The sequence below is a fragment of the Kitasatospora sp. NRRL B-11411 genome (genome assembly GCF_000721345.1).
Classification (GTDB): domain Bacteria; phylum Actinomycetota; class Actinomycetes; order Streptomycetales; family Streptomycetaceae; genus Kitasatospora; species Kitasatospora cineracea.
Map to the genome: position 1 here is coordinate 1 of NZ_JOGH01000072.1, position 22727 is coordinate 22727.

Below are 22727 nucleotides of genomic sequence, written 5' to 3' on the forward strand. Positions count from 1 at the left end.
TTCCTCCCCCCCGCCCCCGCCACCCCGGCCCCGACCCTGGAGCAGGAACTCGCCGCGCTCACCGCCGCCCCCGCCGACCGGGTCCGCGCCGACCTCGACCACCTCCGCCGCCACCAGGGCCCGCCCGGCCCCCGGGCCCGCGCCCTGCACGCCGACCCGCCCGCCGCGCTGCCCCGCCTCGCCCAGGAGATCCGCGCCTACTGGGAATCGGCCCTCGCCCCGTACTGGCCGCGCATCCGCGCCCTGCTGGACGCCGACATCTTCCACCGCACCCGGCAGCTCGCCCGGCACGGCACCGGCCGCACCCTCAACACCCTGCACCCCCAGATCAGTTGGGACGGCCGCACGCTGCACCTGGCCCGCCGGGCCCGGACCCTGGCCGGCCACACCCCGGGCACCGGGCTGCTGCTGGTCCCCACCGCCTTCAAGGGGCCCGGCCTGTCCACCCGGATCGCCCCGCCGGACCCGCCCCAACTCGCCTACCGGGCCCGCGCCGTCGGCGACCTGTGGCAGCCCCGCGGCCGCACCGCCGCCGCCACCGCCGCCGTCCTGGGCCGCGCCCGCGCCCTGCTGCTGGCCGAACTCGACACCCCCGTCACCACCACCGAACTCGCCCACCGCACCGGCCTGTCCCCGGCCCACGTCTCGCAGAACCTCACCGCCCTGCGCGACGCGGGCTTCGTCACCGCCCACCGCACCGGCCGCAGCGTCCTGTACGCCCGCACCGCCGTCGCGGAAGCGGTGCTCGACGCGGGCCGCTGAGGCCCGGCGCCGGCCGGCACGCCCGCGGCGCCCGACGGGCCGCCCCGGCGCCGGCCGGAACGCTACCGCCCCGCCCGGCGACGCCGGCTCAGCCGGGGCCGTCCTCCCCCTCCTGCTCGCTGCGGGAGCCCGCCCGGGCCGCCGCGAGGAAGACGGCCAGTGCCGTCACCGGGCAGGCCAGCACGAGGCCCAGCAGGACGTAGCGCACGACGACCCCCTCCTTCTGTTCACGAACCCTTTCGGCGCGAAGGGCCGTCAACCTGACCCCGGCGGGCGGACTTTCACCCGTCGGTGTCATCACCGCCGTCGCTACCGCCGTCGCCGCCATTGCTGCTGCCGCCGCCGCTGCCGTCGGCGACCGCGCTCCGGATCCGCCCGAGCAGCACGCGCAGCTGCTCGCGCTCGGCGGCGCCGAGCGCGCCGGTCGCGACGGCGAGCGCGGCCCGGTCCAGCTCCTCGGCCTCGCGGTGGCACCGCTCGCCCTCCGGGGTGAGGGTCAGCAGGAAGGCGCGCCGGTCGGTGGGGTGCCGGACGCGTTCGAGCAGGCCGTCGCGTTCTAGGCTGTCGACGATCGTGGTGGTGGTGCGGGGGGCGTTGCCCACGTGCTCGGCGAGGTCGCGCATCCGCAGCGGGCCGTCCGCGAGGGCGAGGACGCGCAGGGTGCGCAGCCGGGCGACCGAGGCGCCGTGCTCGCGCAGCCGGCCGTCCACGAAGGTGCGCACCCGGTGGGTGGTGTCGAAGAGTTCGTCGATCAGGACGTCGCTGCTGCCGAACCGCTGCCGCGACGCCGCTTCCTCTGCCATGCCGTGCCTTCCCCATCCTGTTGCGGGATCCCGGGTGGGATCCGGTCGTCCGCGCCGGGCCGAAACAGACTTTCTGAGCATACTCATACTGAGTATGCTCAGCTTCTATGAGCACCCGCCTGGGCCAGCGCCGTGTCGTGCCCATCATGGCTGTCCTGACCACCTTCATCTGCATCGTCGACGGTGCGATCACCACCGTCGCCCTCCCCAGCATCGCCCGGCAGTTCGACCTGACCCCGGCCGCCCTCACCGGCGTCGTCGTGGTCTACCCGGTCTGCCTGGGCATGATGATCCCCGCCTCCGCCTGGCTGGTGGAACGCTACGGCGGCCGCCGCCTGATGCTGCTGTCACTGTCCGCCTTCACCGCCGCCAGCGGCCTGTGCGGCGCCGCCCCGGACCTGACCGCCCTGGTCGGCGCCCGCGCCCTGCAGGGCCTGGCCGCCGGCCTGCTCATGCCGACCTCGCAGGCCCTGCTCTTCCGCACCTTCAGCCAGGCCGAACAGGTCCGGCTGTCCCGGCTGATGGTCATCCCGCAGCAGATCGCCCCCGCGATCGCCCCGCTGCTCGGCGGCCTGCTGGTCACCGGCCTGTCCTGGCGCTGGGTGTTCTACGTCAACGTGCCCTTCGGCGCGGCGGCGGTGCTGTTCGGCGCCCTCTTCCTGGCCGAGCACCGCGACCACGCCGCCGGCCGCCTCGACCTGCCCGGCCTGCTGCTGTGCGGCGCGGGCACCGCCGCCCTGATGTACGGCGTCTGCGCGGGCCCGGACCTCGGCTGGACGGGGCCGCCGGTGCTCGGCGCCCTGACCGCCGGCGCCGTGCTGCTCGCGGTCGCCGTCCGGCACCAACTCCGCACGCCCGAACCGATCCTGCGCCTGCGCCTGTTCCGCGACCGGCTGTTCCGCGACACCAACCTGATCAGCCTGGTCGGCTACGTCCCGATGATGGGCGCGATGTTCCTCGGCCCGATCTTCATCCAGGAGGCCCGCGGCGGCAGCGCGCTGGAGAGCGGCAGCACCACCTTCACCGAGGCGTTCGGCGTCCTGGTGACGATGCAGCTGGTCGGCGCGGTCTACCACCGGGTCGGACCGCGCCTGATCATCGGCACCGGCCTGCTGGGCGTCGCCGCCGTGATGGTGCTGTTCGCCACCGCCGGCCCCGACACCGGCCTGTGGACCTTCCGCTGCTACATGTTCCTGCTCGGCCTGGCCATGGGCGGGGTCTTCATCCCGACCACCATCGCCTCGTTCAGCACCGTCGCCCGCCCGGACGTCGCCCACGCCGCCACCCTCAACACCGTGGTCCGGCAGACCGGCAGCGCCCTCGCCCCCGCCGTCGTCACCTCGGTGCTGGTGTTCGGCGCCACCGGCCAGGAACGCGTCCACCCGCCCCTGGCCGCCTACCAGCTCAGCTACTACGTCCTGGCCGCCGTCGCCCTCGCCGCCGCGCTCTTCGCCTTCACCGTGCCCGACGGTCCCGCCCGCACCGCCCGCCGCTCCGCCCGCCGCTCCGACGCCGACCGCCCCCGCCAGCGGATCGGCTGACCGGCCGCCCGGGCCCGCCGCGCCACGGGCTGCGCCCGCTGCGCCCCACTGCGCTCCGACGAGTGGCGCAGCCCGCCCCGGCGGCCGGTCGCCGGGGGTGCCCCGGGGCGTCCGCCGGGGGCGCACGGCCGTCGCCGACGCGCGGGGCACACACCGGAACCCCACAAGCGGCGGCGGTGATTCCGTGCGCCCCTGGCGGGCGCCGCGCGCCGAACCGACGATGGCTCACGCCCCTGACGGACCGTCAGAAAACGGTGCGCCGGGGCCCGGCCGGGGCCCGCCCGGCCGCTCTGAGCCAGGTCCGCCGACCGGCGGGACCGGGCACCTCCCGGAAGGACGTCCATGTCACACCGGTCCACCACCCTGCTCCGCCTGCTGGTGCCGGCGGCGCTCGCCGCGGGCGCCCTCGTCCCGCTCTCCGCGGGCGTCGCCTCCGCCGCCCAGCCGATCTGCCTGAGCGGGAACCTCCAGTTCGACTACCAGTCCGCCGAGGCGGGCACCGCCAAGCCGACCCTGACCCGGGCCGCCCGCAACGCCTCGGTCGAACTCTGGGGCCGGGAGAGGCCGACCGACACCGACCACAAGCTCAACACCGACACCCAGCTCACCGGCGCGGCCGACGGCTCGTTCAACCTCTGCTACACCCCGGTCGGCACCACCGCGATGGACCACCTGTTCGTGCGCTTCGCCACCCGCAGCAACCAGGTGTGGCGGGTCGCCGACGCCACCGGCACGGTCTACACCTACGACACGCCCACCCAGAGCAACATATCCACCAGCCTCGCCCTCGGCACCGTCAAACCCGCCACCGCCGCCCGCGCCTGGCACGCCTTCGACACCGTCAACCTGCTCTGGTCGCACCGGGCCAACTCCACCACCCCGTGCTGGACCGCCGCCGAGGCCAACGCCGCGACCTGCACCACCCTCACCGTCCGCTGGCAGTCCGGCTCCACCGACGGCCCCTGGTACGACCTGTCCAACACCGTGCACCTGGCCGACGCCGACCCGGACTCCGAACACACCGTGCTCCACGAATCGGGCCACTTCTTCCAGAACCGGCTGTACAACAGCACCTTCCCCACCATCACCAACTGCAGCCCGCACTACATCCAGGCGGTCTCCTCCGCCACCTGCGCCTGGACCGAGGGCTTCGCCGACTCCGCAGCCGCCTACCTGCTCGGCGACCAGCGCTACGTGTGGTCGGACGGCTCCTCCTACCCGTTCACCCCCGCCGCGGGCTGGCAGACCGGCGACCGGGTGCAGGGCAACGTGGACGGCGCGCTGCTCCGGCTCTGGAACCAGGTCGACGGCAGCTGGGACCGCACCGTCGCCACCCTCGCCTCCCACACGCCCGCCACCTTCGCCGACTGGTTCAAGAACGTCCGCCCGACCGCCGTCCCGCCGCTGTCCACCACCGGCACCGCACTGACCGCCCTGGACGCCAACGCCATCAACTACGGCCCCACCGTGGTCGGCGACAACGCCTACCACGCCCTCAGCAACGGCGGCGGCGTCGCCCTCCAGCGCGGCGGCACCTGCAGCGGCAGCATCCCCTCGGTGGCCGAGTTCGCCGCCCTGGACACCACCCGGGCCTCGCAGCGCTGGAAGTTCACCGCCAACGGCGACGGCACCGTCCGGGTCTACGACAGCTGCCCGATCCCGCTCTACCTCACCGCCCCCACCACCGCGGGCGGCCAGATCTCCCTCACCGCCGTCAACCTCGGCGCCGCCAACCAGAAGTGGCAGGTGACCCAGAACTCCTCCGGCACCTACACCCTGAGCAACCCGGCCACCGGCTTCGCCCTGGACGGCAACGCGACCGCGGGCCAGGCCGTCACCGCCAACACCGCCTCGGCCAGCTCGGCCAGCCAGAACTGGGCGTCGGTCTTCTCCATCTCCTGACCCCGCCCCCCACAACGACCCGCCCGGGCCCCGGGACCGGACCCACCGTCCGGTCCCGGGGCCCACGCGCGTCGCCGCGCGGCCGGGTCACGGGCGGGACAGCCCGTGGCGGGCCTCCACCGCCGCGACGGTCTTCCGCAGCGCGCCCCCCAGCAGGCCCTTGCCGACGCCGCCCAGCAGCAGGCCGGTGACCCGGCCCCTGAGGTTCTTGCCCTCGCGGACCACCACGACGTCCAGCCGGGTCGTCCCGTCGGGCAGCGGCGTGAAGGTGTAGGTGTGCCCCGAGGCGCCGCCCCAGACGTTGGAGTCGACCGTGGTCATCACCACCCGGTGCGGGTCGGACCAGTCGTAGTGCAGCCGCTCCCAGACGCCGCCCGAACCCTCGGTGACGTCGGCGCGGCCGGGGCCCTCCGCGTGGACCCGCAGCGACTCGTCGGCGCTGTTCGGGAACAACCCCCGGCGGCCCGGGCCGAAATCGGTCAGGCACGCCACGAACTGCTCCGGGGTGGCCGACGTCCGCTCGGTGAAGTGGATGGTTGCCATGGGTCGCTCCTGCGCTGCTCGGATCGGTCGGTCGAACGGGCCCCAGCCTCCCCGGCGACCGCACCCCGCCGAGCCGGTGGCGGACCCTGGCCCGGGACGACCCGTGCCCCGGGCCAGGCAGTGGCCCGCACCCCCGGGCCAGGCACCGGGCCCCCGGGCCCGCGTCCCTGGCCCCGGGGGACCAGGGTCCGCCACCGGCTCGGCCGGGCGGCGGTCCGGGGATCGTGGTCGGTGCGACGCCGACCGGCGTCCCGGAGCGCAGCGGAGGAGCCGACGATGGTGGAGTTCAAGATCGAGGTCGTGGTGGTCCCGGTGTCGGACGTGGACCGGGCCAAGGACTTCTGGACCCGGATCGGCTTCCGTACGGACGTCGACCACAGCGGCCCCGACGGCTTCCGGGTGGTGCACCTGACCCCGCCCGGCTCGGCCGCCTCGCTGATCGTCGGCAGCGGCGTCACCGCCGCGGCGCCGGGCTCCGAGCACGGCGTGCACCTGGTCGTGGACGACGTCGTCGCGGCCCGCGCCGAACTCGCCGCCGCCGGGGTCGAGGTCAGCGAGGTCTTCCACGACGCCGGCGGCGTCTTCCACCACGCCGCCACCGCCGAACGGCTCGCCGGCCCGCACCCGGCCCGCCGGTCGTACGGCTCGTTCGCGTCCTTCACCGACCCCGACGGCAACACCTTCGTCCTGCAGGAGGTCACCGAACGCCTCCCCGGACGGACCGACCGGGCGGTGTACCGCTCCGCCGCCGCCCTCGAGGCGGCCCTGCGCGACACCGCGGCCGCCCACGGCCGGTACGAGGCCGAACTCGGCCACCCCGACCCGGACTGGCCCGCCTGGTACGCCGCCCACCTGGCCCGCGCGGCCGGCCTCGCCGACTGACCCCCCGTCACCTCCCCTCCCCGCCACCCGCCACGGGGCGCCGCGCGCCCCCGGAAAGGAACCGGACATGATCAGCAGGCGCACCTTCACCACCGCGGTCGGCCTCGGCCTCGGCACCCTCCCGGCCCTCGCCCCGGCGGCGACCGCCCGCACCGCCGCCACCCCCGCCACCCGGTTCGTCCAGGCGGCCCCGGACACCGCCCCCGGCACCCGCACCGGGTTCACCGACCTGCGGCAGGTCCGGGCCGGCGTGCTCGACATCGGCTACGCGGAGACCGGCCCGGCGCACGGGCCGGCGGTGATCTGCCTGCACGGCTGGCCGTACGACATCCACAGCTTCGCCGATGTGGCGCCGCTGCTCGCGGACGCCGGCCACCGGGTGATCGTGCCGTACCTGCGCGGCCACGGCAGCACCGCCTTCCTCTCGCCGACCACGCCCCGCAACGCCCAGCAGTCCGCGGTCGCGCTCGACGTCATCGCCCTGATGGACGCCCTGGGGATCCACCGGGCCACACTGGCCGGCTTCGACTGGGGCTCGCGGACCGCCACCGTCGTCGCCGCGCTCCGGCCGGAACGGGTCAGGGCCCTGGTGCCGGTGAGCGGCTACCTGGTCACCAACGTCCCCTCCCAGCGCGACCCGCTGCCCCCGAAGGCCGAACGCACCTGGTGGTACCAGTACTACTTCGCCACCGACCGCGGCCGGACCGCCATGGAGACCCGGCAGAACCGGCACGACCTGGCCCGGCTGGTCTGGGAGGAGGCGTCCCCCACCTGGGACTTCGACGACGCCACCTTCGAACGCACCGCCGCCGCCTTCGAGAACCCCGACTACGCCGCCATCGTGGTCCACAACTACCGCTGGCGGCTGGGCCTGGCCGACGGCGAACGCCGCTACGACCGCTACGAGCAACTCCTCGCCGCCCGCCCGCCGGTCACCGTGCCGACCATCACCCTCGACCCGGCCCTCGACCCGTTCCTGCCCGCCACCGACGGCGCCGCCTACCGGAAGTTCTTCACCGGCCCCTACGAGCACCGCGTCCTCGCCGACACCGGCCACAACGCCCCGCAGGAGGCCCCGGCCGCCTTCGCCCGGGCCGTGCTGGACGCCGAACACCTGGCGGCGGGACGGTGAGCGCCGGGACGGGGAACGACGGGCCGGGGAACGACGGGACGCGGGGCGGCGGGGTGCAGGGCGGCGGGACGGTGAACGCGGGGACGGTGAGCGGCCCGGACGCCGACGCGCAGGCGGCCGCCGCCGCCCGGCGCGCCCGGTTCGGCACCCTCCCCGAACGGCCCGCCCCCGCCGACCTGGTCGGGGAACGCCCGGTCCCGCCACCCCACCGGACCGCCCCCGCCGACGACCCCGACAGCCGGGCGGCCCGCTTCTCCTGCCTGGCCGCGGACCTCGGCCTCTGAACCCGCCGCGCCGCCCGTCACCCACCGGACAGGGCGCCGTCGAGCTCGCGGCGGGAGGCGACGCCCAGCTTGGTGAACACCTTGCGCAGGTGCCACTCCACCGTGCGCGGGCTGAGGAACAGCTGCGCACCGATCTCCGCGTTCGGCTGCCCGTCGGCCGCGAGCCGGGCGATCCGGGCCTCCTGCGGCGTCAGCACGGACTCGCCCGCCTCCGGCCGGCGCACCGTCTCGCCGGTGGCCAGCAGCTCCCGCCGGGCCCGCTCCGCGAACGCCGCCATCCCCGTCGCCACGGCCGCCCCGTGCGCGGCGCGCAACTCCTCGCGCGCCCGGGCCCGCCGGTTCTGCCGGCGCAGCCACTCGCCGAACAGCAGCCGGGCCCGGGCCTCCAACCCGCCCAACCCGCCCCGGACGAACCGGTCGACCGCCTCGCGGTAACGCTCCTCGGCCCGCTCCGGCTCCCCGGCCAGCGCCTCCGCCAGCGCCCCCGCCCCCAGCGCCCAGGGCGTGCCCGCCCGGGCCCAGTCGGCCAGCTCCTCCCGCGCCCGCGCCGCCGACTCCGGCCGCCCCGCCCGGACCGCCGCCTCGACCAACTCGCCGCAGGTCCAGTGGTACAGGGCGAGATCCCGGTACGCGGCCCCCTCCACCGCCGCCTCCAAGGCCGCCGCGTAGGCACCCTGCCCGTTGTGCAGCACCGCCCGCGCCAGCGCCGCCACCGCCACGAGCCGCCCCGGCCCGCCCGCCCCGCCCGGCCCGTGCTCCCCGGCCGACGACGACGCCGCCGCCGAGAACCGCTCGGCGGTGGCCAGGACCGGCCGCTCCCGCCCCTGGTACGCGTCGAGCAGCACGGACACCGCCGCCCGGTCCGCGTCACCGGCCCCGTCCGCCCCGCCCCCGGCGGCCGCCGCACCGGCCAGCAGCGCCCGCGCCTCGGCGAAACGCCCTGCGAAGCCCAGCGCGGCCGCCCGGTGCGGCAGCGCCGCCGCCAGGGTCGACAGCGCGCCCGTCGCCCGGGCCGAGCGCACCGCCCGGTCGGTGACGTCCAACCAGGCCCCGAGATCGCCCAGTTCGGCGGCGGCGTCCACCACCGCCCCCAGCAGCGCCGGGTCCTCGACCTCCGGGCGCGCGGCCAGCGCCCGCGCCAGCAGCGGCTGCGCGGCGGCCGGCCCGTCCGTGCTCCACCCGGCCAGCGCCCGCAGCAGCATCCCGGCCGGCTCCTCGCCGGGCGGCAGCGCGGCGGCGGCCGCGGCGACCAGCCGCAGCGCCTCCGGGTCGGACCGGCCGGCCCGGACCGCGGTGCCGAACGCGGTCAGGCAGGTCTCCCGGGCGGCGGCCGGATCCAGCCCGTCGAGCTGCCGCACCGCGTCCAGCAGCGGCCGCACCGCCGCCGCCCCCCGGCCGGTCAGCGCCGCGGCCCGGGCCCGCAGCCGGTGGACGTGCGCCTGCTGGAGCAGGTCCAGCGGCCCCAGCTCGGCGGCGGCCAGCAGATCGGGCACCCGGGCCGTCGACCCGGCCGACAGGTGGGCCGCCGCGGCCGCCAGCGCCCGCCGGGCCTGCCCCTTCGGCTCGGGGCTGAGCGCGGCGGCCCGCTCCAGGAAACCGGCTGCGGCCGCCCGGCCGCCGCGGGCCAGCGCCCGGTCGGCGGAGTCCTCCAGCGCGGCGGCGACCCGCTCGTCCGGCCCGGCCGCGGCGTGTGCCAGGTGCCAGGCCAGCCGGTCGGGGTCGCGCCCGCCGTCGGTGGCCCCGGCCAGCGCGCGGTGGGCGGCCCGCAGGGCGTCCGGAGCCGCGGCCCGCCACACCGCCGAGCGCACCAGCGGGTGCCGGAACCGCACCGGGGCGCCCAGCACGATCAGCCCGGCCGCCTCGGCCGGCGCCGCCGCCTCCGGGCCGACGCCCAGCAGCCGCAGCGCGTGCCACAGCAGCGGCCCGTCGCCGACCGGTTCGAGCGCCGCGACCAGCAGCAGCGCCCGGCTGTCGGCCGGCAGCGCCTCGACCCGGCGGCGGAACCCCTCCTCCACCCGGGCGGGCGGCGGACCGGACCCCGGCCCGCCGAGCCCGAACGCCAGCTCCGCGGGCGACAGGCCCCGGGGCAGCTCCAGCAGCGCCAGCGGGTTCCCGCCCGCCTCGCCGACGATCCGGTCCCGCACCCGGGCGTCCACCGGCCCCGGCAGCGCCCGCTCCAGCAGCGCCCTCGCCTCGGCGTCGCCCAGCCCGGGCAGCGGCAGCTCCGGCAGCCCGGCGAAACCCCCGTCGCCCGCCCCGTCCACCGTCCGCTCGGCGAACACCAGCAGCACCGACTCGCGGTCCAACCGGCGGCCGACGAACGCCAGGATCCGCTGCGACATCAGGTCCAACCACTGGGCGTCGTCCACCAGGCACACCAGCGGACCCGCGGCGGCCGCCTCGGCGAACAGGCCGAGCACCGCCATCCCGACCAGCAGCATCTCGGGCGCCGCCCCCGCGCTCAGGCCGAACGCCACCCGCAGCGCCTCCCGCTGCACCGGCGGCAGCCCGCCCAGTCCGGCAGGGCCGTTAGGCGTTCCCGGCCCGTCCAGCAGCGGCGCGCACAGGCGTTGCAGCGCCGAGTACGCGAACTCGGACTCGGCCTCCACCCCGGCCGCCCGCACCACCCGGAGCCGACCCGCCCGGCCCGCCAGCTCGTCCAGCAGCGCCGACTTGCCGGCCCCGGCCTCGCCCCGCAGCACCAGCACCCCGCTGCGCCCGTCCCGGACCTCCCGCAGCAGGCCGTCCAGCACCGCCGACTCCCGTTCCCGCCCGAGCAGTTGCACCACCACGCGGTCCGACCTCCAGCCTCCGGTCCGCCCCCCTCCCCGGAGGAGCCGCCCCCATCCTACGAACGGCCCCCGCCGCAGCGGCCGTGCACCGGTCCCCACCTGCGCGGATCACCTGATATACAGCGGGGTGTGCGCGGATCACGTCCTTCGTCGGTGGTGGGTGCGGCGAGGGTCCTGTCGCCGCGGGGCGCTCTGGCGTTGAGCGGCGCGGACGGCGCGCTGCTGTTCGCGGTGCGGGCCGCGCTGGCGATGGCGCTGCCCGCGGTGCCGCTGGTGCTGGCCGGCCACCCCCGGCTGTCGGTGTACGCGATGCTCGGCTCGTTCACCACGACGTTCGGGCGCGGCCTGCCCTACCGGCGCCGGGTCCGGGTGCTGGCCCTGGTGGCGCTGGCGATGACGGCCGCGGTCGGCGCCGGGTCGCTGCTGGCCGCCCGAGTGGGACCGGACGGCGGCCGGGGCGGCGCGGCCGTCGTGGTGGCCGCCACGGCCCTGGTCGCCGGGGCGGCCAAGTTCGGCTGCGACGCCGCCCGGCTGAGCGGGCTGGGCGCCGTCCTGCTGCTGTTCTCCTTCGCGGTCGCGGCGAACGGGGCCCCCACCGGCCCGCAGGTCGCGGCGCAGACCGCGGTCGCCGCGCTCGGCGCCGCCGTGGCATGGGCGCTGTCGGTGTCCGGTCGCCTCTGGCACCCCGACCGCCCCCAGCGCCTGGCCGCCGCAGCCGCCCTCCGCGCGGTCGCCGACCTCCTGGAACGCGCCCCCGGCCCGGCCCGCTCCCGAGCCCGGTACCGGGCCACCGGCGCCGTACTGCGGGCCTACGACACGCTGGAGGCCCGCCCACCGACCGGACCCGACCAGAACGGCCGCGGCGGCCCCTGCCTGCAACTGACCGACCTGTGCTGGTCGCTCCTGGTCCGCTCGGCGGGCAGCCAGCCCGCTGACCCGGCACCCCCGGCGCATTCGGCGACCCCGCCAACTCCGGGGGCCCCGGCGCATCCGGCAACCCCGGTGCATCCGGCGACCCCGCCAACTCCGGGGGCCCCGGCGGATTCGGGCCACCCCGCAGCCCCGGCCGGCCCGGCCGACCGTGCGGCGCCGGCGGATTCGGCAGCCCCGGCATATCCGACCAACCAGGCAGCCCCGACCGGCCCGGCCGACCGTGCGGCGCCGGCGCATCCGGACGACCCATCAACTCCAGCCGACCGCGCGGCGCCAGCGGATTCGGTAACCCCGGCAGCCCCGGTAGTCCCGGCATATCCGAACAACCAGGCGGCCCCGGCATCCCCGGCATCCCCGGTATATCCGACCAACCAGGCAGCCCCGGCCGACCGCCCGGTGCGGCTGCGCGCCCAGGCCCGGCTGCTGGCCGACGGGAGTCTCCGTTCGACGGTGCTGCTGGCCGATCTGGCGGCGCCGGCCGGCAGGCTCCCGGACGGGTCCGGCCGGGACGGGGCGGGGTCCCCGTCGCGGTCCGGGTCCGTCGGCCGCCGCACGGCCGAGCTGCTGGCGGGCCCCGGCAGTCGGCGGCACCGGGCGGCGGTCCACGCCGTGCCCGCGCTGCGGATGGCGCTCGGCACCGGCGTCGCGGGCGGGCTGGCCCTGCTGCTGGGTTTCGGGCACGGCTACTGGGCGGCCCTGACGGCCGCGGCCGTCCTGCACTCGGTCAGCCTGCGCACCACCACCCACCGGGCGGTGCAGCGCACCCTGGGCACCCTCGCCGGGCTGGCGGTCGCGGTCGCCGTGCTGGCCGCCGGGCCCGGGCCCGGGCAACTGGTGGCGGTGATCGTGCTGCTGGAGTTCCTGCTGGAGTACGCCGTGGTGCGCAACTACGCGCTGGGCGTCCTGTTCGTCACGCCGCTGGCCCTGCTGATGAGCGACCTGGCGTCGCCCGCCCCAGCCGAGGACCTGGTGCTGGACCGGGCGCTGGGCAGCGTGCTCGGCATCGCCGTCGGCCTGCTGTGCGCGCTCCTGGTGGTGCACGACCGGGCCGCCGTCCGGGTCGAGCGGGCGCTCGCGGCCTGCACCGCGGCGGCCGGCCGGGCCGAACGCGCCCTGGCCGCCGACCGGTTCGGGCCGGCCCCGGACGACGGCGCCGGGGCCCGGCCCGACGTCCGGACCGAACTGGCGCAGGCCGTGGTCGAGTTGCGGGAGGCCGACGACGCGGCGGCCGGCGAGCTGTGGGAGACCGGCGTCGACCCGGCGGAGCTGGCCGCCGCGGAGGAGCGCGCCTACCTGCTGCTGGGGCGGCTGCACGGCGGCGGGCACCGCCCCGGCGGGCCGGACCGGCCCTGAGCGGAGCGGTGCCCGCGGCCCCCGGTCACCCGGCCGGGGCGGACTCCTCCCGGCGGTCCCGGTCCGCGGCGGGCACCACCGTCACCTTGAGGTGCTTCATGATCGGCTGGTCGCTCTGGGTGGAGTAGTCGCCGATCGCGCACAGCACGTTCATCTCCGGCATGTAGCCGGCCGCGCAGCCGCGCGGGATGTCGTACGGGACGGCCAGGTAGCCGTGCAGCGAGCGGGTCGAGCCGTCCCGGGCGGTGGCGGTGATGTCCACCGGGTCGAACTCGCCGAGGCGGCGCTCGCGCATGTCCTGGCGGTTCATGAAGACCAGGGTGCGCAGGTTGGTGACGCCCCGGTAGCGGTCGTCGTCGGAGTAGATGGTGGTGTTCCACTGGTCGTGCGAGCGCATCGTGCCCAGCGCCAGGGTGCCGGGGGCGGGGACGACGTCCGGCAGCGGCGCCGCCGAGAACTCGGCCTTCCCCGACGGCGTCAGGAACACCAGCTCGCGGGCGGGCTGCTTGATCCGGAAGCCCAACGGCAGGCGCACCCGCCGGTTGAAGTCCTCGAAGCCGTCGAGGACCTCGGCCATGGTGTCGCGGATCCGGTCGTAGTCCTCGACGTACCACTGCCACGGCGTGGCGCTGTCCGGCAGCGCCGCGCGGGCCAGGCCCGCGATGACGGCGGGCTCGGAGAGCAGGTGCGGGGAGGCCGGGCGCTTCATGCCCTTGGAGAGGTGCACCATGCTCATCGAGTCCTCGACCGAGGTCTGCTGCTCGCCGCCGCGCTGGTGGTCCTTCTCGGTGCGCCCCAGGCAGGGCAGGATCAGCGCCTGCCGCCCGTGCACCAGGTGACTGCGGTTCAGCTTGGTCGACACGTGCACCGTCAGCTCGCAGTTGCGCAGGCCCGCGTAGGTGTAGGCGGTGTCGGGGGCGGCGAGGGCGAAGTTGCCGCCCATGCCGACGAACACCTCGACGTCGCCGCGGTTCATCGCCTCGATGGTGGCGACGGTGTCCAGGCCGTGCTCGGTCGGCGGGTCGATCCCGCAGACCTCGCCGAGCCGGTCCAGGAACGCCTTGGTCGGCCGGTGGTCGATCCCGCAGGTCCGGTTGCCCTGGACGTTGGAGTGCCCGCGCACCGGCGACGGCCCGGCGCCCTCCCGGCCCAGGTTGCCGCGCAGCAGCAGCAGGTTGACGATCTCGCGGACGGTGTCCACCCCGTGCTCGTGCTGGGTGACGCCCAGGCACCAGCTGACGATGCTGCGGTCCGCCTCCCGGTACACCTGGGCGGCCCGGAGGATCTGCGCGCGCGGCACGCCGCTCTGGTGCTCGATCTCCTCCCAGGACGTCCGCTCGCACACCGCCCGGTACTCCTCGAAGCCACTGGTGTGCCGTTCGACGAACAGGGTGTCCAGCGCCTTCGGGTCGGTGCGGGCGCTCTCCAGCAGGGCCTTGGCCATGCCGCGCAGCAGGGCCATGTCGCCGCCGATGCGCGGCTGGACGTTCAGGCTGCTGGTCGGGGTCGCCTTGTTCAGCGCCATGTCGACGAAGTCGTGCGGGATGATCGTGCGCCGGGCGGCGGCCTCGACCAGCGGGTTGACGTGCACGATCCGCGCACCGCGCTTGTGCGCCTCGGCGAGCGCGGTGAGCATCCGGGGCGCGTTGGAGGCCGCGTTGACGCCGAGGATGAACAGCGCGTCGGCGCTCTCCCAGTCCTTCAGGTCCACCGTGCCCTTTCCGGTGCCCAGCGCGGCCTGCATGGCCCGGCCGCTGGCCTCGTGGCACATGTTGGAGCAGTCGGGGAGGTTGTTGGTGCCCAGCTCACGGGCCATCAACTGGTAGAGGAAGGTGGCCTCGTTGCCCAGCCGGCCCGAGGTGTAGAACGCGGCCCGGTTCGGGTCGGACAGCCCCCGCAGCGTCCGGCCGACCAGCTCGAAGGCGTCCTGCCAGGAGATCGGCCGGTAGTGGTCGGTCGCCGGGTCGTACACCATCGGCTCGGTGAGCCGGCCCTGGTCCTCCAGCGCGAAGTCGCTCCACCCGGCCAGCTCCGTGACGGTGTGCGCGGCGAAGAACGCCCGGTCCACCCGCTTGCGGGTCATCTCCCAGGTGACGTGCTTGATGCCGTTCTCGCACAGGTCGAGCTTGAGGCCCTTGATGTCGTCGGGCCAGGCGCAGCCCGGACAGTCGAAGCCGCCGTCCTCGTGGTTCATCTTCATGATCGCGCGCGGGCCGTCCAGGTACTCGCCCTCGCGGACCAGGAACTTCGTGACGCTCTTGGCCGCGCCCCAGCCGGCCGCGGGATGGCGGTAGGGCTTGAAGCCCGGGGGCTTGCTCGGCGCGGCGCCGACGCTCGGCTCGATCCCGGCGGGGGAGGGGCCGGTCGGCCCGGGCTGGTCGGAGGAGTTCACGGTAGTCGCCTTCCGGAGTCGCGGAACGGCCGCCACGGCTGTGGCATCCGGTCGTCAGGGTGCTCGCTGTCGGGCCCCGTCTTCAAGGAAGCCAGGCCGACGGGGATCGTGCCCGTCGGAACACCCCGGCGCACCCGGCCCCCGCCGGCGGTGCGCACCCCCGCCCCCTGCGGTGACGCCCCGTCAGGGGGCGAACAGCGTGCTGGCCAGCAGCACGTGGGCGGCGGTGCCGCCGAGGATGCTCAGCAGCGCGTTGCGGCGCCACAGGTGCAGGCCGACGGTGAGGGCCAGCGCGGCGAGCGGGGCCGCCGCCCGGGACCCGGCCGAGGGGAGGCCGCGCAGGCAGTAGGCGACCAGGATCACCATCACCCCGGCGGGCATCCGGGTGCTGAGGTACCGGACGGTGCCGCTCCGGCGCAGCCGGGCGAGCGCGGTGAAGGGCAGGGCGCGCAGCGCCCAGGTGACGGCCGCGGCGACCAGGACGGCCGCGACGGCGTGGCGGGGGTCAGGCACGGCGGGGCTCCCGGGCGGTGACGAGGCGGCGGGCCAGCAGCAGGGCGGTGAACAGGGCGAAGGCGGTCGGGAGCAGTCGGCCCGGGAACAGCAGCCGGGCGGCCAGGGCGCTGAGCACGGCCAGCACCGGGGTCGGCAGGTCGCCCCGCAGGTCCCGGACGGCGTCCAGGGCGAGGACGGTGAACAGCGCGGTCAGCGCGAAGTCCAGGCCGGTGACGCCGGCCGGGACGAGCGACCCGAGCAGCGCCCCGGCGGTGGAGGACACCACCCAGTACAGGTGGAGGAGGAACTGCAGCCACAGCAGGCGGCGGCCCGACCAGGCCCGGGCCGCCCCGCCGGTGGCCAGCGCGTAGGCCTCGTCGCACAGCGCGTAGGTGCTGTACGCCTTGCCGAGCCGGCCGGGCACCCGGTGCAGCGGGAAGGACAGCGCGTAGAAGACGTGCCGGACGTTCACCATCAGCGCGGAGGCCGCGACCGCGGCGAGCGGGGCGGCGGCGGTGACCAGGCCGATCAGCAGGAACTCGAACGACCCGCCGAACGCCACCGCCGCCGACAGCCCGGCCCACCACCAGTCCAGCCCCGACTGCGCGGCCAGCGCCCCGAAGGCGAGCCCGAGCGGCAGGAACCCCAGCCCGACGCCCACCGAGTCCCGCAACGCCGCCCGGGCCTCGGACCCGGCCGCGGGCGGGGCACCGGGAACGGCCGGGGAAGAAAGGGTTTCCACGGGTGGAATGCTAGGACGAATCGCGCCTCATGTGGTTTCCGAATACGCCCCTAGAATCGCCGGATGCGCAATGAAATCACGCTGGACGCCATCGACCGGGACATTCTGTTCCACCTGGCCCGGGACGGGCGGCTGACCAACGTCGAACTGGCCCGGCGGGTCGGCCTGACCCCGCCGCCCTGCCTGCGCCGGGTCAAGCGGCTGGAGGAGTCCGGGGTCATCACCGGCTACCGGGCCACCGTCGACCCCGAGGCGGTGGGCCGCGGCCTGGAGGTCCTGGTCGACGTCGAGATCTACGCCCAGGACCGCAAGAGCTTCCAGGAGTTCGAGGACACCGTGTCCTCCTACCCGGAGGTGGTCGAATTCCGCCGCCTGTACGGGCGCCCCGACTACTTCGTCCGCGTCGCGGTCGCCGACCACGCCGCCTACGAGACCTTCCTGACCGAGAAGCTCAGCGGCCTGCCCGCGGTCCTGCGGCTGGAGTCCCACCTGACCATGAAGCGGATCAAGCCCGACGCGCCCTGACCGCCGCCGGGGGCGGTGCCGCCGCCGGTGGCGCCCCCGGCTCCGGATGCTCAGTTCTTGCGCGCTGTGCGCGAAACTGCGTGAAACAGGGCTTGATCGAGCACTTGACGGCAGGATGGGGCGCTGGTGCGATGTGTACCGGTCAAATCGACCGTCCGGAATCCGCAGCCCTCCGAGGAGGAACCCCGCATGCGATCCGTCCTGCCCCGACCCGGCAGTCCCGGCACCCGCCGCACCGCGCTGGGCCTGGCCGTCCTGCTGATGGCGAGCCTGTTCGCCGTCCTCGGCCCGGCGCCGGGCGCCGGCGCCACCACGGCCGGCAACGTCACCGGCGTCACCCGCTCCGGCGACACCTTCACCGTCACCACCACCGGCAAGCCCGCCGCCCGGATCACCGTGGCCCGCGCCGACGTCTTCCGGATCTGGCTCTCGCCGGACGGCACCTTCACCAACGACCCGGCCGGCGCCGACCTCGCGGTCAGGACCTCGTTCGGCACCGTCGGGGCCACCCTCACCGACGTCGGCGCCTACTGGCGGATCGGCACCCCCGCGATCAGCCTGCGGATCAACAAGTCGCCGCTGACCTTCGCGCTGTACCGGGCGGACGACACCACCCTGGTCTGGGCCGAGTCCCAGCCGACCAGCTGGACCAACCAGCAGACCACCCAGTACCTCGCGCGCGGCGCCGACGAGCAGTTCTACGGCACCGGCCTGCACCTGGGCGAGTGGGCGCTGCGCGACAAGACCGTGCCGGTCTCCGTCTCCAACTCCTGGACGGAGAACAGCAACGCCAGCCCCGCGCCGTTCTACATGTCCACCAACGGCTACGGCGTGATGCGCAACACCTGGGCGCCCGGCTCCTACGACTTCGGCGCACCGACCCAACTCACCCACAACGAGAGCCGGTTCGACGCCTGGTACTTCGCCGGGGACTCGCTCAAGGGCGTCCTGAACGCCTACACCGACGTCACCGGCAAACCCTTCCTCGCCCCGATCTGGGGACTCGAACTCGGCAACGCCGACTGCTTCAACGCCTCCAACCCCACCTATACCGGCGACCACAACCGGCTGCGCCACCAGACCACCCCCGACGCGGTCGGCTACGCCGCCGACGCCCGCGCCGCCGACATGCCCTCGGGCTGGTTCCTGCCCAACGACGGCTACGGCTGCGGCTACACCGACCTGCCCACCGCGACCGCCGGCCTGGCGGCCCAGGGCGTCCACACCGGCCTGTGGACCTCCACCGGCCTGAACAACATCAACTGGGAGGTGGGCACGGCCGGCTCCCGCGCGGTGAAGACCGACGTGGCGTGGATCGGCGGCGGCTACAAGAACGCCTTCACCGGCGTGCAGCAGGCCGTCGACGGCATCGAGAAGAACTCCGACGGCCGCCGCTTCGTCTGGACGGTCGACGGCTGGGCCGGCACCCAGCGCAACGCGGTGGTGTGGACCGGCGACACCTCCGGCACCTGGGACGCGATGCGCTGGCACGTCCCGTCGATCGCGGGCGCGGGCCTGTCCGGCCTCAACTACGCCTCCGGGGACGTCGACGGCATCTACGCGGGCAGCCCGCAGACGTACGTCCGCGACCTGCAGTGGAAGGCGTTCACCCCGGCGTTCATGACCATGTCCGGCTGGGGCGCGACCAACCCGTCCGCCGGGTACAACGACAAGCAGCCCTGGCGGTACGCCGAACCGTACCTGTCGATCAACCGCAAGTACCTGCAGTTGAAGATGCGGCTGATGCCGTACCTGTACACGATGAGCCGGGTCGCCACCGACACCGGCGTGCCCGCCACCCGCGCCATGGTGCTGGAGTACCCCGACGACCCGGTGGCGCGCGGCAACCTGACCAGCGGTCAGTTCATGGCCGGGGACTCCTTCCTGGTCGCCCCCGTGGTCAGCGACACCGCCGTCCGCGACGGCATCTACCTGCCCGCGGGCGACTGGACCGACTACTGGACCGGCAAGGTCTACACCGGCCCCGGCTGGCTGAACGGCTACAGCGCGCCGCTCGACACCCTGCCGCTGTTCGTCAAGTCCGGTGCGGCGGTGCCGATGTGGCCGCAGATGAACTACACCGGCGAGAAGCCCGTCTCCACCCTCACCTACGACGTCTACCCGCGCGGCGCCTCCTCCTTCACCCTCTACGAGGACGACGGCACCACCCGGGCCTACCAGAACGGCGCTTCCGCCCGGCAGACCGTCAACGTCACCGCACCGGCCTCGGGCAGCGGGAACGTCACCCTCGCCGTCGGTGCCGCCACCGGCAGCTACACCGGGCAACTCGCCGGCAGGGCGTACGAGTTCACCGTGCACGCGGCCGCCGCGCCGAGCACCGTCACGGTCGGCGGCACGGCGCTGCCGAAGCTCAGCGGCAAGGCCGCCTACCAGGCGGCCGCCACCGGCTGGTACTTCGACCCCGCCGACCGCGCCGGCACGCTGTGGATCAAGGCCGGCGACCACGCCGTCACCAGCGCGTTCACCGTCACCGCCACCGGCCTCACCCTGCCCACCGGCACCCCCGTCACCTCCAGCGGCCCGATCCCGCAGGCCGGTTGGAAGGTCGTCGCCGCCGACAGCCAGGAGACCACCAACGAGAACGGCGCCGCCGCCAACGCCATCGACGGCAGCTCCGCGACCATCTGGCACACCCAGTGGTCCGGCACCGCCGCCCCGCTCCCGCACGAGATCCAGCTCGACCTCGGCGCCCGCTACGCCGTCGACGGCCTCGGCTACCTGCCCCGGCAGGACGGCGGCGTCAACGGGCGGATCGGGCAGTACGAGGTGTACGTCTCCGACTCGACCACCGACTGGGGCCCGCCGGTGGCCACCGGGACCTTCGCCGACACCGCGAGCGCCAAGAAGGCCGCGTTCACCGCGAAGACCGGCCGCTACCTGCGGCTGCGGGCGCTGACCGAGGCCGGCAACCGCGGGCCGTGGACCAGCGCGGCCGAGATCACCGCGACGGGGCGCCCCGCCCCGTGACCGGGAGGTCCGGGCCCGGCGAGTGCCACTCGCCGGGCCCGGACCGCTGCCGGGGGAGCGGATCAGCCGACGGACCAGTGCTGGAGCGCCGAGCCGGTGTCGGCCTGCTGGGTGACGGGGGCGCCGTCGGCGGTGGAGTCGGCGGTCAGCAGCAGGCCGCTCGACCGGGAGGTGACGGTGTAGCCGCCGCCGCTGACGGCGTCGACCAGCCAGCGCTGGTTGGCGCCGCCGGTGCAGGTCCACTGGATGACCGCGGCGCCCGGCGCGGTGGAGCCGCCGCTGACGTCCATGCAGAGCTTGGACTCGCCGTTGGTGATCTGGTAGCTGCCGTCGCCCTGCCGGGTGAAGACCCAGCTCTGGTTGGGCCCGCCGTTCGGGGTCCAGACCACGAACTGCGTTCCGGCGCTGGTGGAGTGGCCCGGGTCGTCGAGGGCCTTGCCCGCGGCCAGCAGGGTGTGGGCCCCGCCGAGCACCGGGTTCACCGCCCAGGTGAAGGCGGTGGAACCGGTGGCGGTGCCGGAGGAGGCGGTCGCGGTGACCGTCGCGGCGCCGACCGCGGTGGGGGTGCCGGTGACCAGGCCCGCCGGGCTGACCGACAGCCCCGCGGGCAGCCCGGTGGCGGACCAGGTGAGCGCCTTGCCCAGCGAGTCGGTGCCGCTCAGCTGGAGCGAGACGGCGGTGCCGACGGTGCCGGACTGCCGGCCGGGGGCGGCGACGGTCACGACCTCGGCGGCGGTGCCCACCGGGGTCAGCGCGAGGGTCTGCTCGGCCGCGGTGCGGCCGCCGCCCACGGCGCTGCCCGAGGTGTCGGTCCAGGTCCGGGTCGGGACGGTCTCGGTCGGGCGCCCGGCGGCGGCGGAGAGCGCCAGGTCGAGGCCGCTGTAGCGGTTGACCAGGTGGTAGGCGCTGCCCGACCGGAGCACCCACCACTGCTGGCCGACGGTCGGGCCGTCGGCGGGCGCGGCGGTGGCGGTCGGCCGGGCGCCCCAGGCGCGCCCGGCGGTGCCGGTGGAGTCGACCCCGAGCAGCTGCCCGGTGGCGGAGTTGGTGATCCGGTAGGAGCCGTCGCCGACGGCGGCGAAGGTCCAGGACTCCAGGGCGCTGCCGGTGGCCGCGGGCAGCGAGGTGGTGCCCGCGGACCCGGCGACCTGGGCGAGCACCCGGCCGTCGCCGCCGGCGATGCGGTACGCCCGGGTCACGTCGACCGGGGCGGGCGCGGCGGCGGTGGAGGTGAGGGTGGTGTTCACGTACTCGCCGGAGGCGCCGTTCGAGCAGCCGAAGGAGCAGTAGGAGCGGAAGGTCCGGCCGACGATCTGCGAGCTGGTCCGGTTGCCGCCGTCGAGGAACCAGCGGTACCAGGACGCGGTGCGGTAGGCGCCGGTGTCGCCGGCCAGGTACCACTTCTGGGTGGAGAGGTCGTCGGTGACGTAGTACTGCTGGGGGGCGTTGCCGCTCTGGTCGACGGCCTGCGGCTCGCCGACGTACAGGCCCAGGTAGGCGTCGTAGGTGACGTCCATGACGAACAGCGGCGAGGTCGCGGGCATCTTCCCGGCCGCGATCTGCTGCGCGGAGGTGCCGGTGCTGGCCGGGTCGTACTCGCCGGACGGCGGGACGTAGCCGGTGCCGCCGGACGGCCCGACCGGCACCATCGAGGACTCCCGGCCGCCGACGCCCGGCTCGCCCCACGCGCCGTCGTACCACTTCTGCCAGGAGCCGGGCGCCATCTTGCCGGAGATCGGGGCGCGCGCGACGTGCTCGTGGAACGCCTTCCAGCCGCCGCTCTTGTCGACCACCCGGGAGCCGTAGAAGAGGTAGAAGTAGCCGGACGCGGTGTCGACGAGCAGGCGCTGGTCGCCGTCGCCGTAGTAGTACGTCTGGTTCGGGAACTGGGCGGTGTCGCCGCGGGCGGTGCGGTAGGGCGAGGTGACCACGTGGTCGCGGATCTTCCAGGTGCGGCCCTGGTCGGTGGAGACCGCGTAGTCGATCGCGTCGAAGTGCAGGCCGTCGCCGAAGGGCTGCGGGGAGAACTCGTTGTGGACCAGGCCGTACCAGTCGCCGGTGTCCGGGTCGATCCAGATGCCCGAGAGGTCGCAGTAGTTCTTCTGCGCGTAGCTGCTGCCGGCCGGGGCGTAACTGGCCGTCAGACCGGTGGGGCTGTTGTTGCAGCGCTTGGTGGTGTCGCTGTTGCGGTCCTTCGGGTCGGCCGGGTCGGCGGAGTTGCCGAGGGTGCTGGAGAAGGCGGCGGCGTCGAAGTCGGCGCCGGTGTAGAAGTCCCACCTGCGGGGGTCGTTCGCGCCGTAGAGCGCGGCGGACTGCTGGTAGTAGAACGTGCCGTCCTTGTCGAGGTAGGGGACGGCGGGCGTGTCGGTGGGGTGCCCGAACGGGACGGGGGCGCTGACGCCGACCGTGTAGGCGGAGTCGGACGGCGACGCCGCCGCCGACGCGGGGGCGGGCAGCCCCGCGGCGAGGCAGGCGAGGGCCGCCGCGGCGGCGGTGGCCAGGGTTCTGCGCAGGGGAGTGCTCATCAACGGGCAGTCCTTCGGCTGAGTGGGGGCTCTCGGAGTGCGTCGGAGCGCTTCGGCAGGCTTCGGAAGGCGCCTGAAGGCACCTGAGGCACCTGAAGGCGGCTGAGGGCACCTGAAGGCTCCGGCGTGCTCG

Annotated in this window: 16 protein-coding genes; 9 read left to right on the top strand and 7 right to left on the bottom strand. The window is 75.5% G+C overall.

Annotation, left to right across the window (positions count from 1 at the left end; genetic code table 11):
* A partial coding sequence (locus IH44_RS0126345; RefSeq protein WP_030462216.1) for a DUF5937 family protein occupies nucleotides 1-762 on the top strand: 762 nt, incomplete at its 5' end.
* Nucleotides 763-1043: 281 nt separating this feature from the next.
* Here the strand turns inward: IH44_RS0126345 and IH44_RS0126355 are convergent.
* Complete coding sequence (locus IH44_RS0126355) at nucleotides 1044-1565, bottom strand: MarR family winged helix-turn-helix transcriptional regulator (RefSeq protein WP_063759688.1); 522 nt, start codon at nucleotides 1563-1565, stop codon at nucleotides 1044-1046.
* 146 nt (nucleotides 1566-1711) lie between these two features.
* Here IH44_RS0126355 and IH44_RS0126360 point away from each other — a divergent pair, with 146 nt between their 5' ends.
* Together IH44_RS0126360 and IH44_RS43080 are read left to right on the top strand one after the other, a co-directional pair.
* Nucleotides 1712-3106 carry a DHA2 family efflux MFS transporter permease subunit gene (locus IH44_RS0126360; protein ID WP_232795092.1) on the top strand — a complete coding sequence of 465 codons (1395 nt, stop codon included), beginning with the start codon at nucleotides 1712-1714 and terminating at the stop codon, nucleotides 3104-3106.
* 342 nt (nucleotides 3107-3448) lie between these two features.
* Nucleotides 3449-5008 carry an RICIN domain-containing protein gene (locus IH44_RS43080; protein WP_051817336.1) on the top strand — a complete coding sequence of 520 codons (1560 nt, stop codon included), beginning with the start codon at nucleotides 3449-3451 and terminating at the stop codon, nucleotides 5006-5008.
* A gap of 87 nt (nucleotides 5009-5095) precedes the next feature.
* On the opposite strand, the gene IH44_RS0126370 is transcribed toward IH44_RS43080, so the two are convergent.
* Entirely contained in the window at nucleotides 5096-5551 is a 456-nt protein-coding gene (locus tag IH44_RS0126370) for an SRPBCC family protein (RefSeq protein ID WP_030462220.1), read from the bottom strand.
* A gap of 276 nt (nucleotides 5552-5827) precedes the next feature.
* Here IH44_RS0126370 and IH44_RS0126375 point away from each other — a divergent pair, with 276 nt between their 5' ends.
* The 3 genes from IH44_RS0126375 (at nucleotide 5828) to IH44_RS0126385 (ending at nucleotide 7849) form a co-directional block, all read left to right on the top strand.
* On the top strand, nucleotides 5828-6433 hold the full coding sequence (locus IH44_RS0126375) for a VOC family protein (protein ID WP_030462221.1): 606 nt from the start codon (nucleotides 5828-5830) through the stop codon (nucleotides 6431-6433).
* 67 nt (nucleotides 6434-6500) lie between these two features.
* On the top strand, nucleotides 6501-7565 hold the full coding sequence (locus IH44_RS0126380; RefSeq protein WP_030462222.1) for an alpha/beta fold hydrolase: 1065 nt from the start codon (nucleotides 6501-6503) through the stop codon (nucleotides 7563-7565).
* Entirely contained in the window at nucleotides 7562-7849 is a 288-nt protein-coding gene (locus tag IH44_RS0126385) for a hypothetical protein (protein ID WP_157852466.1), read from the top strand. The genes IH44_RS0126380 and IH44_RS0126385 overlap by 4 nt, the downstream gene beginning before the upstream one ends.
* A 17-nt stretch (nucleotides 7850-7866) precedes the next feature.
* On the opposite strand, the gene IH44_RS49185 is transcribed toward IH44_RS0126385, so the two are convergent.
* Nucleotides 7867-10641, bottom strand: a complete 2775-nt coding sequence (locus IH44_RS49185) for an AAA family ATPase (RefSeq protein ID WP_030462224.1) — start codon at nucleotides 10639-10641, stop codon at nucleotides 7867-7869.
* A 249-nt stretch (nucleotides 10642-10890) separates the two neighbouring features.
* Here IH44_RS49185 and IH44_RS48470 point away from each other — a divergent pair, with 249 nt between their 5' ends.
* A complete protein-coding gene (locus IH44_RS48470) occupies nucleotides 10891-12927 on the top strand; it encodes an FUSC family protein (RefSeq protein WP_051817341.1) in 2037 nt (678 codons plus the stop codon).
* Between the two features lie 25 nt (nucleotides 12928-12952).
* Here the strand turns inward: IH44_RS48470 and IH44_RS0126400 are convergent, their stop codons facing one another.
* The 3 genes from IH44_RS0126400 to IH44_RS0126410 all read right to left on the bottom strand — a co-directional run bounded on the left by IH44_RS0126400 (nucleotide 12953) and on the right by IH44_RS0126410 (nucleotide 16556).
* A complete protein-coding gene (locus IH44_RS0126400) occupies nucleotides 12953-15271 on the bottom strand; it encodes an FdhF/YdeP family oxidoreductase (RefSeq protein WP_081967131.1) in 2319 nt (772 codons plus the stop codon).
* A 231-nt stretch (nucleotides 15272-15502) separates the two neighbouring features.
* Nucleotides 15503-15832 carry a branched-chain amino acid transporter permease gene (locus tag IH44_RS0126405; protein WP_030462227.1) on the bottom strand — a complete coding sequence of 110 codons (330 nt, stop codon included), beginning with the start codon at nucleotides 15830-15832 and terminating at the stop codon, nucleotides 15503-15505.
* Nucleotides 15825-16556 carry an AzlC family ABC transporter permease gene (locus tag IH44_RS0126410; RefSeq protein ID WP_030462228.1) on the bottom strand — a complete coding sequence of 244 codons (732 nt, stop codon included), beginning with the start codon at nucleotides 16554-16556 and terminating at the stop codon, nucleotides 15825-15827. Before IH44_RS0126410 ends, IH44_RS0126405 begins: the two co-directional genes overlap by 8 nt.
* A 63-nt stretch (nucleotides 16557-16619) precedes the next feature.
* Here IH44_RS0126410 and IH44_RS0126415 point away from each other — a divergent pair, with 63 nt between their 5' ends.
* Together IH44_RS0126415 and IH44_RS41455 are read left to right on the top strand one after the other, a co-directional pair.
* Entirely contained in the window at nucleotides 16620-17081 is a 462-nt protein-coding gene (locus IH44_RS0126415; RefSeq protein ID WP_030462229.1) for an Lrp/AsnC family transcriptional regulator, read from the top strand.
* A gap of 189 nt (nucleotides 17082-17270) precedes the next feature.
* On the top strand, nucleotides 17271-20069 hold the full coding sequence (locus IH44_RS41455; protein WP_198545041.1) for a TIM-barrel domain-containing protein: 2799 nt from the start codon (nucleotides 17271-17273) through the stop codon (nucleotides 20067-20069).
* Between the two features lie 62 nt (nucleotides 20070-20131).
* On the opposite strand, the gene IH44_RS0126425 is transcribed toward IH44_RS41455, so the two are convergent.
* Nucleotides 20132-22594, bottom strand: coding sequence for an RICIN domain-containing protein (locus IH44_RS0126425; protein WP_030462231.1), 2463 nt, complete (start codon nucleotides 22592-22594; stop codon nucleotides 20132-20134).
* Between the last annotated feature and the right edge of the window lie 133 nt (nucleotides 22595-22727).